Origin of the sequence: Streptomyces sp. NPDC017520 (assembly GCF_044329855.1) — a bacterium.
Lineage (GTDB): Bacteria > Actinomycetota > Actinomycetes > Streptomycetales > Streptomycetaceae > Streptomyces.
This window is the reverse complement of the sequence record NZ_JBIRKB010000002.1, coordinates 452,655-466,797: the sequence shown is the minus strand read 5'-3', so window position 1 is coordinate 466,797 and position 14,143 is coordinate 452,655. Positions and strand designations below refer to the sequence as shown.

General features: G+C 71.9%; 10 protein-coding genes. 5 read left to right on the top strand and 5 right to left on the bottom strand.

Going from position 1 to position 14,143, the window contains the following annotated elements; genetic code table 11:
* Nucleotides 1-66: 66 nt before the first annotated feature.
* From pulA to ACH4KB_RS06150, 3 genes are all read left to right on the top strand, one after another.
* Nucleotides 67-5,385: a pullulanase-type alpha-1,6-glucosidase gene (pulA, locus tag ACH4KB_RS06160; RefSeq protein ID WP_398064050.1), complete on the top strand. Its 5,319-nt coding sequence runs from the start codon at nt 67-69 to the stop codon at nt 5,383-5,385.
* A 179-nt stretch (nt 5,386-5,564) separates the two neighbouring features.
* Nucleotides 5,565-7,796, top strand: a complete 2,232-nt coding sequence (locus ACH4KB_RS06155; RefSeq protein ID WP_398064047.1) for an ATP-binding protein — start codon at nt 5,565-5,567, stop codon at nt 7,794-7,796.
* A gap of 128 nt (nt 7,797-7,924) precedes the next feature.
* Nucleotides 7,925-8,629 (top strand): DUF2470 domain-containing protein, encoded by a 705-nt coding sequence (locus ACH4KB_RS06150; protein WP_398064045.1) that lies wholly within the window; start codon nt 7,925-7,927, stop codon nt 8,627-8,629.
* Nucleotides 8,630-8,644: 15 nt separating this feature from the next.
* On the opposite strand, the gene ACH4KB_RS06145 is transcribed toward ACH4KB_RS06150, so the two are convergent.
* From ACH4KB_RS06145 to ACH4KB_RS06130, 4 genes are all read right to left on the bottom strand, one after another.
* Nucleotides 8,645-9,370 carry a TetR/AcrR family transcriptional regulator gene (locus ACH4KB_RS06145; RefSeq protein ID WP_398064042.1) on the bottom strand — a complete coding sequence of 242 codons (726 nt, stop codon included), beginning with the start codon at nt 9,368-9,370 and terminating at the stop codon, nt 8,645-8,647.
* 43 nt (nt 9,371-9,413) lie between these two features.
* The gene (locus ACH4KB_RS06140) at nt 9,414-9,983 is read right to left on the bottom strand and encodes a TetR/AcrR family transcriptional regulator (protein ID WP_398064040.1); all 570 of its coding nucleotides are present in this window, start codon (nt 9,981-9,983) and stop codon (nt 9,414-9,416) included.
* 149 nt (nt 9,984-10,132) lie between these two features.
* Nucleotides 10,133-11,215: a PDR/VanB family oxidoreductase gene (locus tag ACH4KB_RS06135; protein ID WP_398064038.1), complete on the bottom strand. Its 1,083-nt coding sequence runs from the start codon at nt 11,213-11,215 to the stop codon at nt 10,133-10,135.
* A 3-nt stretch (nt 11,216-11,218) separates the two neighbouring features.
* Entirely contained in the window at nt 11,219-12,124 is a 906-nt protein-coding gene (locus ACH4KB_RS06130; protein ID WP_398064036.1) for a metal-dependent hydrolase, read from the bottom strand.
* 90 nt (nt 12,125-12,214) lie between these two features.
* Between ACH4KB_RS06130 and ACH4KB_RS06125 the strand changes: the two genes are divergently transcribed.
* On the top strand, nt 12,215-12,967 hold the full coding sequence (locus ACH4KB_RS06125; RefSeq protein WP_398064034.1) for a class I SAM-dependent methyltransferase: 753 nt from the start codon (nt 12,215-12,217) through the stop codon (nt 12,965-12,967).
* Between the two features lie 73 nt (nt 12,968-13,040).
* On the opposite strand, the gene ACH4KB_RS06120 is transcribed toward ACH4KB_RS06125, so the two are convergent.
* Nucleotides 13,041-13,583, bottom strand: coding sequence for a carboxymuconolactone decarboxylase family protein (locus ACH4KB_RS06120; protein WP_398064031.1), 543 nt, complete (start codon nt 13,581-13,583; stop codon nt 13,041-13,043).
* A gap of 53 nt (nt 13,584-13,636) precedes the next feature.
* Here ACH4KB_RS06120 and ACH4KB_RS06115 point away from each other — a divergent pair, with 53 nt between their 5' ends.
* On the top strand, nt 13,637-14,131 hold the full coding sequence (locus tag ACH4KB_RS06115) for a MarR family winged helix-turn-helix transcriptional regulator (protein ID WP_398064028.1): 495 nt from the start codon (nt 13,637-13,639) through the stop codon (nt 14,129-14,131).
* The last annotated feature ends 12 nt before the right edge of the window (nt 14,132-14,143 follow it).

The following is a 14,143-nucleotide window of genomic DNA, read 5'->3' as shown; positions in this document are numbered from 1 at the left end:
CCACCGCTCGGCCCACCGCTCGGCCTGCCGCTCGACCCACCGATCAAGCCCCAAGGAGCACCCTCCGTGTCCCGAACCATCCTCGGACGATGGACGGTGGCCGCCCTGTGCGCGGCGCTGCTGCCCGTCGTCCCGGCGGCCACCGCCGCCGCGTCGCCCCGGCCTCCGGCCCCGCCCTCGGACGCCAAGCTCGCCCGTGAGGCGGACCGGCACGACCTCACGCGCGAACAGTTCTACTTCGTGCTGCCCGACCGGTTCGCCAACGGCGACACCTCCAACGACCGGGGCGGGCTGACCGGATCGCGGCTGGAGCACGGCTTCGACCCCACCGACAAGGGGTTCTACCAGGGCGGCGACCTCAAGGGCCTGACCCAGAAGCTGGACTACATCAAGGAGCTCGGCACCACCGCCATCTGGATGGCGCCGATCTTCAAGAACCGGCCCGTGCAGGGCACCGGCAAGGACGCCTCGGCGGGCTACCACGGCTACTGGATCACCGACTTCACCCAGGTCGACCCGCACTTCGGCACCAACGCCGACCTGGAGCGGCTGATCGACAAGGCCCACGCCAAGGGCATGAAGGTCTTCTTCGACGTCATCACCAACCACACCGCCGACACCGTCGACTACGCGGAGAAGGCCTACGGCTACCAGCCCAAGGGCGCCTTCCCCTACCTCGATGAGACCGGCCGCCCCTTCGACGACCGCGACGGCGTCGGAGAGGTCGACGAGGACTCCTTCCCGTACACCCCGGTGCAGACGCCCGGCACCGGCGAGAAGGTCCCCTCCTGGCTCAACGACCCGACGATGTACCACAACCGGGGCGACTCGACGTGGGCCGGCGAGTCCAACGAGTACGGCGACTTCTCCGGGCTCGACGACCTGTGGACCGAGCGTCCCGAGGTCGTGAAGGGCATGGAGAAGATCTACGAGAAGTGGGTCCGCGACTTCGACATCGACGGCTTCCGCATCGACACGGTCAAACACGTCGACCTGGACTTCTGGACCCAGTGGGCCACCGCGCTCGACGCGTACGCCGCGAAGCGCGGCCGGGACGACTTCTTCATGTTCGGAGAGGTGTACTCCGCCGACACCGAGGTGACCTCCCCGTACGTCACCCGGGGCCGCCTCGACTCCACGCTGGACTTCCCGTTCCAGGACGCCGCCCGGCAGTTCGCCTCCCAGGGCGCGCCCGCCGACCGGCTCGCCTCCGTGTACGGCAACGACTACCGCTACACCACCGACAAGGCCAACGCCTACGAGCAGGTCACCTTCCTGGGCAACCACGACATGGGCCGTATCGGGACCTTCCTGAAGCAGGACAACCCGAAGGCGGACGACGCCGAACTGCTGAAGCGGGCCCGGCTCGCCAACGAGCTGATGTTCCTCGGCCGGGGCAACCCGGTGATCTACTACGGCGACGAGCAGGGCTTCACCGGAGCCGGCGGCGACAAGGACTCCCGCCAGACGCTCTTCGCCTCGGAGACCGCTGACTACCTCGACGACGACCAGCTCGGCACCGACCGGACGCACGCCTCGGACGCGTACGACACGGAGCACCCGGTCTACCGCTCCATCGCCGCCCTCTCCAAGCTCACCAAGGCCCACCCGGCGCTGCGCGACGGCACCCAGACCGAGCGGTTCGCGGAAGGCTCGGTGTACGCCACCTCGCGCATCGACACCCGGCGCCCGTACGAATACCTCGTCGCCTCCAACAACGGCACGAGCCCGCGGAAGGTCCAGCTCACCACCGAGTCGGCCGACATGAACTTCCGTACGCTGTACGGCGGTTCCGCTGCCGTCCGCAGCGGCGAGGACAAGAAGGTCACCGTCACCGTGCCCGCCCTCTCCAGCATCGTGCTGAAGGCGGACCGGGCCGTGGGCGCTCCCACCGCCAAGCCCACGATCGCGCTGAAGGCCCCGGCCGCCGGTGCCACCGGCACCGTCGGGATCACCGCCGACGTGGACGGCGGACAGCTCAACCGGGTCGTCTTCGCCGCCCAGGTGGGCAACGGGAAGTGGCAGACGCTCGGTTCGGCCGACCACGCCCCGTACAAGGTCACCCAGTACCTCGACGAGACGGTGAAGGCGGGAACCCCGCTGCGCTACAAGGCCGTCGTCGTCGACCGGGCGGGCCGCACCTCCAGTGCCCTCGCCACGACCACCGCCGGAGCGACCCCGCCGAAGCCCAAGCCCGTCGCCGTCGAGCGCGACCGGGCGGTCGTCCACTACCAGCGCCCCGACGGCGACTACGAGGGCTGGCAGCTCAAGTCCGGCGAGAAGACGGCCGAGTTCATCGGCCGGGACGCCTACGGCGCGTTCGCCTGGCTCGACCTGGAGAAGGGCACCGACTCCGTCCCGTACACCGTCGAGAAGAACGGCACCGCCGACGGCCCGCGACGGACCGTCGACCTCGGCGTGACCGGACAGGTCTGGATCGAGCAGGGCAAGGACGGGCAGCGGGCCGAAGCCCCCGAGACCCCGCCGCAGGACACCGGCAAGGCCGTCCTCAACTACCACCGCCCGGACGGGAACTACGACGGCTGGGGGCTGCACACCTGGGCCGGGGCCAAGGAACCCACCGACTGGTCCAAGCCGCTGATGCCGGTGAGGAAGGACGCCTACGGGGTCACCTTCGAGGTGCCGCTCGTGGACGGGGCCACCACACTCAGCTACATCCTGCACAAGGGTGACGAGAAGGACCTGCCCACCGACCAGTCCCTGGACCTGGCCACCTACGGCCACGAGGTCTGGATGCTCGGCGGCAAGCCCGGCTACCTCCTCCCGCAGACCGGCGGCGGCGCGGCCCCCGACCTGTCGAAGGCCGAGGCGCAGTGGCTCGACAAGGACACCGTCGTCTGGAAGGTGAAGGCCACCGACGCCACCAGCCAGCAGCTCGTATACGCCCCCGAGGGCGGCATCTCCGTCGTCGACGGGGCTCTCTCCGACGAGGGCCGGTGGCTGCGGCTCACGCGGTCCGCGCTGAGTGACGCGCAGAAGGCGAAGTACCCGCACCTCAAGGACTACCCGGCGTTCACCGTCGACGTCCGCGACCGGGACCGGGTCCGTGCCTCCCTGCGCGGCCAGATCATCGCCACCCAGCGCGCCGCCAACGGCGCCCTGCTCGCCGCCACCGGCGTACAGACCGCCGGGATCCTGGACGACCTGTACGGGAAGAAGGCGGCCTCCGCCGAACTCGGCCCCGTCTTCCGCAAGTCGAGGCCCACGCTCTCCGTGTGGGCCCCCACCGCCCGTACCGTCTCGCTCGAACTCGACGGCCGCACCCACGCGATGAAGCGCGACGACCGCACCGGCGTCTGGTCGGTCACCGGCAAGAAGAGCTGGCGGGGCAAGCCCTACCGGTACGCCGTGACCGTCTGGGCCCCCACCGTCCAGAAGATGGTCACCAACAAGGTCACCGACCCCTACTCCACCGCCCTGACCGCCGACTCCGCCCGCAGCCTCGTCGTCGACCTCACCGACCCGAAGCTCGCCCCGCGCGGCTGGTCCGGTCTGAGGAAGCCCGCCGCCACCCCGCTGCGGGACGCCCAGATCCAGGAACTGCACGTCCGCGACTTCTCCGTCACGGACCGCACGGCGACCCACCCGGGTGAGTACCTGGCCTTCACGGACTCCCGGTCCAAGGGCATGCGGCACCTGAAGAAGCTCGCCGACTCCGGCACCAGCTACGTCCACCTGCTGCCCGTCTTCGACATCGGGACCATTCCGGAGAAGAAGGCGGACCAGCACAAGCCCGCCTGCGATCTCCACGTCTACGCCCCCGACTCCGAGGAGCAGCAGGCCTGCGTCGGCAAGGCCGCCGCCAAGGACGGCTTCAACTGGGGCTACGACCCGCTGCACTACACCGTCCCCGAGGGCTCCTACGCCTCCGACCCGGACGGCACCCGGCGCACGGTCGAGTTCCGGCAGATGGTGCAGGGCCTCAACCAGGCCGGACTGCGCACCGTCATGGACGTCGTCTACAACCACACCGTCGCCTCCGGACAGGACGACAAGTCGGTCCTCGACAGAATCGTCCCCGGCTACTACCAGCGGCTCCTGGAGGACGGCAGCGTCGCCACCTCCACCTGCTGCGCCAACACCGCGCCCGAGAACACCATGATGGGCAAGCTCGTCGTCGACTCGGTCGTCACCTGGGCGAAGGAGTACAAGGTCGACGGCTTCCGCTTCGACCTGATGGGCCACCACCCCAAGGACAACATCCTCGCCGTCCGCGAGGCGCTGGACGGGCTGACCCTCGCCAAGGACGGCGTCGACGGCAAGAAGATCATCCTGTACGGCGAGGGGTGGAACTTCGGCGAGATCGCGGACGACGCCCGCTTCGTCCAGGCCACCCAGAAGAACATGGCCGGCACCGGCATCGCCACCTTCTCCGACCGGGCCCGCGACGCCGTGCGCGGCGGCGGCCCCTTCGACGAGGACCCCGGCGTCCAGGGCTTCGCCACCGGCCTCTACACCGACCCCAACGCCTCCCCGGCCAACGGCACCCGCGCCGAGCAGAAGGCCCGGCTGCTGCACTACCAGGACCTGATCAAGGTCGGCCTCACCGGCAACCTCGCCGACTACACCTTCACCGACACCTCCGGCCGCACGGTCAAGGGCTCCGAGGTCGACTACAACGGAGCGCCCGCCGGATACGCGGCCGCACCCGGCGACGCCCTCGCCTACTCCGACGCCCACGACAACGAGACCCTCTTCGACACCCTCGCCTTCAAGCTCCCGGCCGGCACGACGGCAGCCGAACGGGCCAGGGCCCAGGTGGTGGCCATGGCCGCCTCCGTCCTCTCCCAGGGCCCCTCGCTCTCCCAGGCCGGCACCGACCTGCTGCGCTCCAAGTCCCTGGACCGCAACTCCTACGACAGCGGCGACTGGTTCAACGCCCTGCACTGGGACTGCCGCGACGGCAACGGCTTCGGCCGGGGCCTGCCGCCCGCCGCCGACAACCGGGACAAGTGGGCGTACGCGAAGCCGCTCCTGGCCGCCGCCGGCACCATCGCCCCGGACTGCGCGCAGATCGACGGGGCCTCGGCCGCCTACCGCGACCTGCTCACCATCCGCTCCACCGAGAAGGAGTTCTCCCTGCGGACCGCCGGCCAGGTGCAGTCCGCCCTGTCCTTCCCGCTCTCCGGCACGGCCGAGACCCCCGGCGTGATCACCATGCGCCTCGGCGAGCTGGTCGTCGTCCTCAACGCCGCGCCGACCGCCGCCGACCAGCGGCTGGCCGCACCGGCGGGGAAGACGTACGCACTGCACCCCGTCCAGGCCAAGGGCGCGGACCCTACTGTCAAACGAGCCAGGTACGACGGGAAATCGGCCACTTTCACCGTCCCGGGACGCACGGCGGCCGTCTTCACGCTGCGCTGACCTCCGGCAGCACTACGGTGACGGCAGACGTCGGCAATGGAGCCGCGACAGCCGTCCTGGTCACCGGGCCGGCCCCGCTCTCCCCCTCGGGGAGGCGGGGCCGGCCCGGTGCGTGCGGCAGGAGCCCCACCCGGGGCGGTCGGCTCGCCGGCGCACCCTGCCCCAGCGCCCGGACGGTGATGATGACCACGGTGGGATACCTTCCCGACGAGACGAGCAGCTTCGTCGGGAGGCGGGCCGAACTGGTCCGGCTGGCAACCGCGTTGACCATCCGCCGGATGACCACCCTGATCGGCCCCGGCGGCGTCGGCAAGACCAGGCTCGCGCTCCGGGCCGCCCGCGCCGCCGCCGACCGCTACCCGGACGGCGCCTGGTGGGCCGACCTCTCCCCGCTCCCCGACGACCGGCTGCTGCTCCCCACCGTCTCGGACGCGGTCGGACTCGCCGACCACACCCTGCGGATGCCCGTCGAGGTGCTCTGCGAATGGCTCGGCGACAAACGCCTCCTGCTGGTCCTCGACTCCGCCGAACACCTCCGCGCCGCCTGCTCCCATCTGCTGGCCGAGATCCTGACCACCTCGTCGGGCCTGACCGTCCTGGTCACCAGCAGGCAGCCGCTCGGAACCCGGGGCGAGTACGTCGTCGAGGTGCCGCCGCTCCCGGTCGACGGCGCGCCCGACGCCCTCCAGCTCTTCGCCGACCGGCTGCGCGCCACCGACCCCGGGGCCGGACTCGACGCCCCCGGCGACGAGGCGGCGGCCACCGAGATCTGCCGCCGCCTCGAAGGCATCCCGCTCGCCATCGAGCTGGCCGCCGCGGGCATAGGCCGGCACGGCGTGGCCCAGCTCGCCACCCGGATCGGCAGCCGCTTCGACGCCCGGAGCGCCGGCTTCGGCGCGTCCGGCCGGGCCGGCGACCTGGCCCTCGCTCCGGGCTTCGGAGCCCCCGGCTTCGGAGCCCCCGGCGCCCCCGGGTTCGGCGGGGCCGACGGGGGCCCGGGCGTGGACGGCGGCGCACCCGGGTTCGACGGGGCCGGCGGGGACCCGGGCACGGCCCGCCTCGACCTCCTCGCCGACGCGACGGTGTGGCCCCGCCGCCACCGCACCCTGCGCACGGCCATCGGCTGGTCCCACGAGCTCTGCACCCCGCTGGAACGCCTCCTGTGGGCCCGCCTCACCCCGCTGCGGACCGACTTCGACGAGGCGGCCGCCCGCGAGGTCTGCGCGGGCGGCCCGCTCACCCCGGACGAGGTGGACCGGGCGCTCCAGGGCCTCGTCGCCCAGTCGGTCGTCCAGCGTGACGGCGACCGCTACCGGATGCTCGACACCCTCCGCGAGTACGGCCGGATGTGGCTCACCGAGCTGGGCGAGGCCCGCGCCGCCGCCGACCGGCACGCGCGGAGCTTCCTCGGCCTCGCCCGCCGCGCCCACGACGGCTGGACCGGCCCGGACCAGGTGTCCTGGTACCACAAGGTGTCCGACACCCACCTCGACCTGTGCGCCGCCCTGGAGCACCTGCTCCTCCACGACGTCGGCGGGGCCCAGGAGATGGCGGGCCGCGTCGGCTTCTTCTGGGCCTGCTGCGGCCACCTCTCCGAGGCCCGGAGCTACGCCCGGCGGGCCCTGGACGCGGGCCCCGTCGAAGGACCCCGCCGGACCAGGCTGCAATGGGTTCTCGGCGTCGCGGCCCTGCTCCAGGGCGACTTCGCGACCGCCGAGAAGGCCGGCGCGCTCTGCACGGCCGGCGCGCTGTACGACCGGGACGACGAGGGCATGCTCGGCGCGGCCTATCTCTCGGGTCTCACCCAGCTGATGACCGGGGAGCCCGAGGCGGCGCTGGAAGCGGCCGGGCGGGTCCTGCGGATGACCGAGGGCGTGCCCGTGGACTCGGCCCACCGGCTGCGCTGCCACCTCATCACCGTCTTCGCGCTCACCGCGCTCGGGCGGCTCACCGAGTCCGAGGCCGCGGCCACCACACTGCGCCAGGCCTGCGAACGCGGCGGCGAACACTGGACCCGCTCCTACGCGGACTACCAACTCGCCCTGATCGCCCTGCTCCAGGGCCGCCCCGAAGCCTCCGCCACGCACGCCAGGTCCATGCTCGCGGGCAAGCACCGGCTCCGCGACAGCTTCGGCATCGCGCTGGGGCTGGACATCCTGGCCGCCGCCATCGCCGCCCAGGGCGCGGGCGCGCAGGCCGCCCGGGTCTACGGCACCGGACACGCGTACTGGCGCATGGTCGGCCATCCCCAGCGCGGCACGCCCGAGCTGGGGCCGGTCCGTGAGAGGTGCGAGCTCCAGGCGCGGGCGGCCGTCGGCGACGAGGCCTACCAGCGCGCCTTCGAGCGCGGCCAGTCGGACAACGTGGAGGTCGGTCTCGCCGCCGCACTGCGTACCGAGTTACAGCTCTGACTGACCTGGGCGTGAGGGGGACTGGTGCACGGGGGAGTCCCGGACTACCCACACCCGGACCGAGTGAGTAAGGTTAGGCATACCTAAGTAGCCGCTTGGGTTCCGCTGACCCTTCCTGGAGAACCCGGATGCGTCTTTCCCGCCCCCGCGCCTCGCAGCCGACCCGCGCCGAGCGCGTCCGGTCGATCCTGACCGTCGCCCACTCCATGACGGTGGTCAGCGACGGACTGCACACCGAAGTCCGCCGCCTCGACGGCACGGGCGCGATGGGCCATATCCACCTGCACGCGCCGAACGACGGCAGCCACGCGCCGAGCGCCGAACGCGTCCCCGCCCGCCTGGAGTTCACGGACATCGCCCCCACCCCCGTACGCGACCGGCTGCGCGCCCGCGTCACGGTCACCGGGCTGCTGGCCGCCCCGTACACCACCGACACCGAGCAGAGCACCTGCATGGAGTTCGGGCAGGCCGTCCTGGAGGACGCCGAGGGGCGCGCCTTCATCACCCTGGAGGAGCTCGAAGAGGTGGAGACCGACCCGATCGCCGCCTGCGAGGCGGGCATGCTCACCCATCTGGTGGACGACCACGCCGAACTCGTCCCCCTGCTCCTGCGCCTCGTCCACCCCCGTCCGGAGCGCGGCATGACGCGGGCCGTGCCGCTGGCGATGGACCGCTTCGGGGTGACCCTGCGGCTCGAATACCCCAGCACCCACGAGGATGTGCGCCTGCCGTTCCCCCGCCCGGTCACCGAGATCGACCAGGCGGGCCCGCAGATCCACGCCCTGCTGGCCGCCGCCCGCCGCGTCTCCCACCGCAACGGCCTGCCGGTCTGAGGGCTGTCCCGGGGGTCAGCGCGGCAGGCGCTGCGCGGGCACGGCGGGCACGTCCGGGGCGAACGCGGAGAGCCGGGCGAGCAGGTCACCGAACGGGCCGTCCGCCGGCTCCTGCGACAGCACCCGCAGCACGATGCCCGCCATCTCCTGGTCGTGCGCGGCGCTGACCGCGGCGAGCGCCGCGAAGTCGTGCACCAGCTGTGTCTCCAGCTCGGCGCGCGGGATGCGCCGCCCGTCCAGCCAGATCAGCGCCGTCGACTCGGCGAGCGAGACCCAGGAACGGACCACCAGTTCGAGCCGGGCCGGTGGTTCGGTCACTCCGAGGTGCGTGATGATCTGCTCGTACGCGGCCTGCCGCACCCCGTCGATCATGGCGTTCGCCGTCGAGGAACCGACCGCGGGCCCGCCCCGCATCAGCGCCGAGAAGCCGGGGCCGTGCTCGTCGACGAAGTCGAAGAACCGCCCCATCACCCGGAGCAGCCGCGCGCCCAGGGGTCCCTCCAGGGGCTCCAGGAAGCGGGCCGCCAGCTCGTCCGCGGCCCGCCGCAGCGCAGCCTCGTACAGGCTCTGCTTCCCGGGGAAGTAGTGATACACCAGCGGACGGGAGATGCCCGCGGCCGCGGCGATCTCGTCGATCGACACCTCCTCGGGCGAGCGGCGGCTGAACAAGTCCAGCGCGACGCCGATCAGTTGCGCTCTGCGCTCGTCGACGCCCATCCTGCGCCGCACCCCGGTCGTCATGCGGACAGCCTATCCGGGCTGCGCACGCCCCCGCCCGCTCCCGTCAGTCGCCGACGGAGTGGAGCAACCACTTCGTCGTCAGTTCGTGGATGTCGACACGGCTGCGACCGCCGTGCTCGGCGAACATGAACTGGTCGGCGATGTACAGCGAGAAGGTGACCAGGCAGCGTGCCTCGACCTCGTCCTCGTCGGCGCAGAACGCGCGGAACAGTGAACGCAGGTAGTCCATGTGGCGGTTGTCGACGCGCCGAACGCGTGTCGCGACCGCCGGATCGCGCCGGGCCCAGTCACGGATCGCCAGGTCGGTCGTGATGTCCGTACCGAGCCCGTGCCCCCAGTCGACGATCGCGAACAGGTGGCGCAGCCGGGCTTTCGCGTCGCCGCCCTCCTCCTCGACACGTGCTTCCACGTCCTCGGTGATCTCGCGTTCCCACCGGTCGAGCATCTCCTCCAGCAGGGCGTGCCGACCGGCGAAGTATCCGTAGAAGCCGCCCTTGGAGACGCCGAGAGTCTTCGCCAGCGTCTCGATCTGGACGGCGTCCGGGCCGCCCGCCGCGAGCGCACGCAATCCTTCGTCGATCCACTTGTGACGCGGGGTGCGAGCCACCGCCATGATCTGCTCCGTTCCGCTCCGACCACCCATCTGTACGACATCGTATAGATGGGTGCTGGGCTCTCATCTGTACGAGGTCGTACAGATGGGGGGTGGCCGTGACAGACCCGTGCCGGACAGGGATCAGTGCGTGACTTCGCCGTAGCCGTTCAGAGGTCCAGGACGAGACGCCCGCCCCGGCACCGCGAGACGCAGATCAGCATCGAGTCGCCCCGCTCGTCGTCGGTCAGCAGATCGTCCCGGTGATCGATCTCGCCCTCCAGGACCCGCTGTTGGCAGGTCCCGCAGAATCCCTGCTCGCAGGAGTACGCGACATGGGGCGCCGCCGTTCGGACAGCGGCCAGCACCGACTGCCCGGCCGCGACCGGCACCGTGCGCCCGCTGCGCCGCAACTCCACCTCGAACGCCCCGGAGCCCGGGCCCGCCGCGTCCTCCGTCGCGGCGGAGAACCGCTCCAGATGCAGCGGGAGCCCCTCCGGGAGCGCGGCGGCCACGGCGTCCATCAGCGGCTCGGGCCCGCAGCAGTAGACCGCCGTGCCCGGGGCGAGACCGCCCAGCGTCGCCGCGACGCCCGGGTGGCCCGCCTCGTCCTGGGCGACGACCGTGACCCGGTCCCCGTCCGCGCCGAGCCTCTCGATCTCCGCCAGGAACGGCATCGACCTCCGCGACCGGCCCCCGTACAGCAGCCGCCAGTCGGCCCCCGACGCGGCCAGCGACCGCAGCATCGGCCACACCGGGGTGATCCCGATGCCGCCGACGACGAAGACGTAAGCCCTGGCCTCGGCCAGCGGGAAACGGTTGCGCGGCCCGCGCACCTCGATCTCCAGCCCCTCCCGGAGCTGCTCGTGCACCTCCCGCGAGCCTCCCCGGCCGTCCTCCACCAGCCGGGCCGCCACCGTGTACGCGCCGGTGTCCTCCGGGTCGCCGCACAGCGAGTACTGCCGCACCAGACCGGACGGCAGCACCAGGTCCAGATGGGCCCCCGGCTCCCAGCGCGGCAGAACGGCCCCCTCCAGCCGGAGCTGCACGACACCGTCGGCGACCTCGTTCCGCCCGGTGATCAGCAGTCGGCGCACCGAGGCCGCGCGCCGCTTCGAGTGGCCCGATATCGGCTCGGGCAGGGCGGGCAGCGGCCACAGCGGGGACCGGGCGATCCGGCGTTTCAGGGCGCGCCGGGCGAGCAGGGCGGCGCCGGAGACGAGCACGACGGTACGCAGACGAGGCAGGGCCATGGTTCAGAACCTTCCCGTCGTGGCGGTCTCGGCGGCAAGCGCGGCGGGGGAGTGCGTGAGGTAGTCCACGGCCTGGGCCGTACTGCCCTCCCGGGAGGGGTGGTAGGACCGGCTGAGATAGCTCGGCACGGACCGCAGGATCGCGCCCGTGCTGGGCAGCGTGCCCTGCTTTCCGCTCGCGTGGAACGCCTTGAACGAAGCCTTGCCGCCCAGCAGCGTGGGGTCGTTCTCCATGAAGAAGCGGGTGCCGCGCTGCCAGAGGAACACCAGCGCGGAGAACGCCGCCGCCCAGGTGCGCACCCGCCGTCGGTAGCCGCCGTCCACGTGCGTGAAGACGTCGAAGGCCACCGACCGGTGCTCGACCTCCTCCGCCCCGTGCCAGCGCAGCAGATCGAGCATGGTCGGATCCGCGCCCCGGCGGTCCAGGGCTTCGGCGTTGAGGATCCAGTCGCCGAGGAACGCGGTGTAGTGCTCGATCGCCGCGATCATCGCCACCCGCTCCATCAGCCACCACTTCGAGGCCCGCCCCGGCGGCAGGGTCCGGTCCCCGAGCAGCTTCTCGAAGAACCAGTCGACCTGCGCGGTGTACGGGGTCGGGTCGAGCCCCAACTCCCGCAGATGCGGCAGCACATCGTCGTGCGCCTGGGAGTGCATGGCCTCCTGGCCGATGAACCCGAGGACGTCCTCGCGCAGTCGGTCGTCGTGTATGTACGGGAGTATCTGCCGGTAGACGTGGATGAACCACCGCTCCCCGGCCGGGAGCAGCAGGTGGAGCACGTTGATGGTGTGCGTGGTGAACGGGTCGCCCGGCACCCAGTGCAGGGGAGTCTTCTCCCAGGCGAAGGAGACCTTGCGGGCCTTGAGGGGCGTCCGCTCCGACGCGACCGCCGCTGGCTGCGTATTAGACATGATGTCAATGTACTGACGGGTATGCGGGGGAACCAGAGGCGTGCAGAGAGTTCCGTGCCGTTCCCCAAGGCTCCGCGCGATGATTGCCGTATGACGAAACCCGTGCAGGCCCGCTCCTTCGACGCCATCGCCGCCGACTACGACGCGCACCGCCCCTCCTACCCGCCCGCCCTGTTCGACGCCGTCGAGGAGCTGGCCGGAGTGCCGCTCGCCGGAGCCCGGGTCGCGGACGTCGGAGCGGGGACGGGGCTCGGTACGGCACGGCTGTACGAGCGCGGCGCCCGGGTCACGGCGGTGGAGCCGGGCGACGGGATGGCCGAGCAGTTCCGCCGGGGGCTGCCGGACGTCTCCCTGGTCCGGGGCGACGGGAACAACCTGCCGCTGCGGACCGGTTCCATGGACCTGATCACGTACGCCCAGGCCTGGCACTGGACCGACCCGGCACGCTCGATACCCGAGGCCCGCCGGGTCCTGCGCCCGGGCGGGGCGCTGGCGCTCTGGTGGAACGACGGCGACCCGTCCGTGCCATGGCTGGTGGACCAGGAGAACCGGATGCGGGTCTTCTTCGGCGTGGAGGTCCCCGCCGTCCCGTCCCACCGGGCCCGCTTCCGGGCCGGACTGCCCGACGGGCTCGACTTCCGCACCCGGCAGGTGGCATGGAGCCGGCGCGTACCGATCGACGCCCATATCGCCAACCTGGCCACCCACTCCGACTTCCTGATCGGCGACCCGGTCGAGGTCCGCGACTTCTTCGACCGCGAAAGGGCGCTGCTGGCCGCCGAGTTCCCGGACGGCGAGGTCGAGGAGGCGTACGTGGTGAGTCTCGCCGTCGCCCACCCCTGAACCCCCTTCCGGTTTCGGCGTCCCGGCCGGTTCGTGGAAAGCTCCGGCCGGAAGCGGACCGGACCGCCGACCCTCAGGCGAAGGCGGCCAAGGGGGCGTCCACGGGGGCTCCGGTGAGCCGGTTGGCCAGGGTCGACAGGGTGTACGCGCCGATCCCCAGGACCACTTCGAGGGCGTTCTGCTCGGTGTAGCCGTACGCCAGGAAGTCCCGCAGGGTCGCGTCGTCCACCGCGCCCGCCGAATCGAGCACCGCCAGGGTGAACCGCCGCACGGCTTCGAGGCGTTCGTCGGGAAGCGGGGGGCCGGTGCGGTCGCGCAGGGCGGCGACGAGCGCCGCATCGGCGTCCAGGGCGGTCAGCTTCGCGGTGTGCATCGCGACGCAGAGGTGACAGTCGTTGCGGGTGGCCATCGTCATGATCAGGACCTCGCGGGAGAGCGGGTCCAGGGTGCAGGCCTCGAAAATCGCGCTGATCTTCAGGAAGCCGTCCAGGGTGTGGGGCGAGGCGGCGAGCCGGGCGATGGCGGCGGGCCGGTAGCCCAGCCGCTCGGTCACCGCCTCCATGGCCCGCCGGGAACCGGGCGGGGCGGTCTCGGGGGTGAGATCGGGAAAGGGCATGGCGATGCCTCACTACGTGGGCGGATCGGGCAGGGCCGACTAAGGTCGACAACATGGTTGACGAAAAAAAGGTAAACCAGGTTGTCGAACCTCGCAATGGCTTCGAGCTGCCGCTGCTGCTCTTCGCCGGCTTCCGCTCGATCATCGATGCCCTGCACCGGGAGCTGGCCGAGCACGGACACCCCGGGGCCCGGCCCGCGTACGGCTTCGCCCTCCAGGCGGTGGGACGCGACGGCGCGGCCATCGGCGAAATCGGGCGGCGGCTCGGGGTCTCCAAACAGGCCGCCGGAAAGACCGTCGAGAAGCTGGAGGCGCTCGGTTACGTGGAGCGCGCCCCGGACCCCGCCGACGGCCGGCGCACCCTGATCCGCCTCACCCCGCACGGCGGCGACCTGCTGACCCGGTCCGCCGAGGGCTTCGACCGGCTGCGGGCGGAATGGGCCCGCACACTCGGCGAGGAGCGGCTGGCCGCCCTGGAGCGGGACCTGCGCGCGATGGCCCCCGCCGGAGCGTTCCGGCTGGACGCGGCGGGCTGGTTCACGGGCTGATCGACACCCTGC

Excerpts from the sequence above, each read along its gene's own strand:
- ACH4KB_RS06155 (WP_398064047.1), top strand. The coding sequence starts at position 5,565 with ATGATGACCACGGTGGGATACCTTCCCGACGAGACGAGCAGCTTCGTC.
- ACH4KB_RS06150 (WP_398064045.1), top strand. The coding sequence starts at position 7,925 with ATGCGTCTTTCCCGCCCCCGCGCCTCGCAGCCGACCCGCGCCGAGCGC.
- ACH4KB_RS06145 (WP_398064042.1), bottom strand. The coding sequence starts at position 9,370 with ATGACGACCGGGGTGCGGCGCAGGATGGGCGTCGACGAGCGCAGAGCG.
- ACH4KB_RS06140 (WP_398064040.1), bottom strand. The coding sequence starts at position 9,983 with ATGGCGGTGGCTCGCACCCCGCGTCACAAGTGGATCGACGAAGGATTG.
- ACH4KB_RS06135 (WP_398064038.1), bottom strand. The coding sequence starts at position 11,215 with ATGGCCCTGCCTCGTCTGCGTACCGTCGTGCTCGTCTCCGGCGCCGCC.
- ACH4KB_RS06130 (WP_398064036.1), bottom strand. The coding sequence starts at position 12,124 with ATGTCTAATACGCAGCCAGCGGCGGTCGCGTCGGAGCGGACGCCCCTC.
- ACH4KB_RS06125 (WP_398064034.1), top strand. The coding sequence starts at position 12,215 with ATGACGAAACCCGTGCAGGCCCGCTCCTTCGACGCCATCGCCGCCGAC.
- ACH4KB_RS06120 (WP_398064031.1), bottom strand. The coding sequence starts at position 13,583 with ATGCCCTTTCCCGATCTCACCCCCGAGACCGCCCCGCCCGGTTCCCGG.
- ACH4KB_RS06115 (WP_398064028.1), top strand. The coding sequence starts at position 13,637 with ATGGTTGACGAAAAAAAGGTAAACCAGGTTGTCGAACCTCGCAATGGC.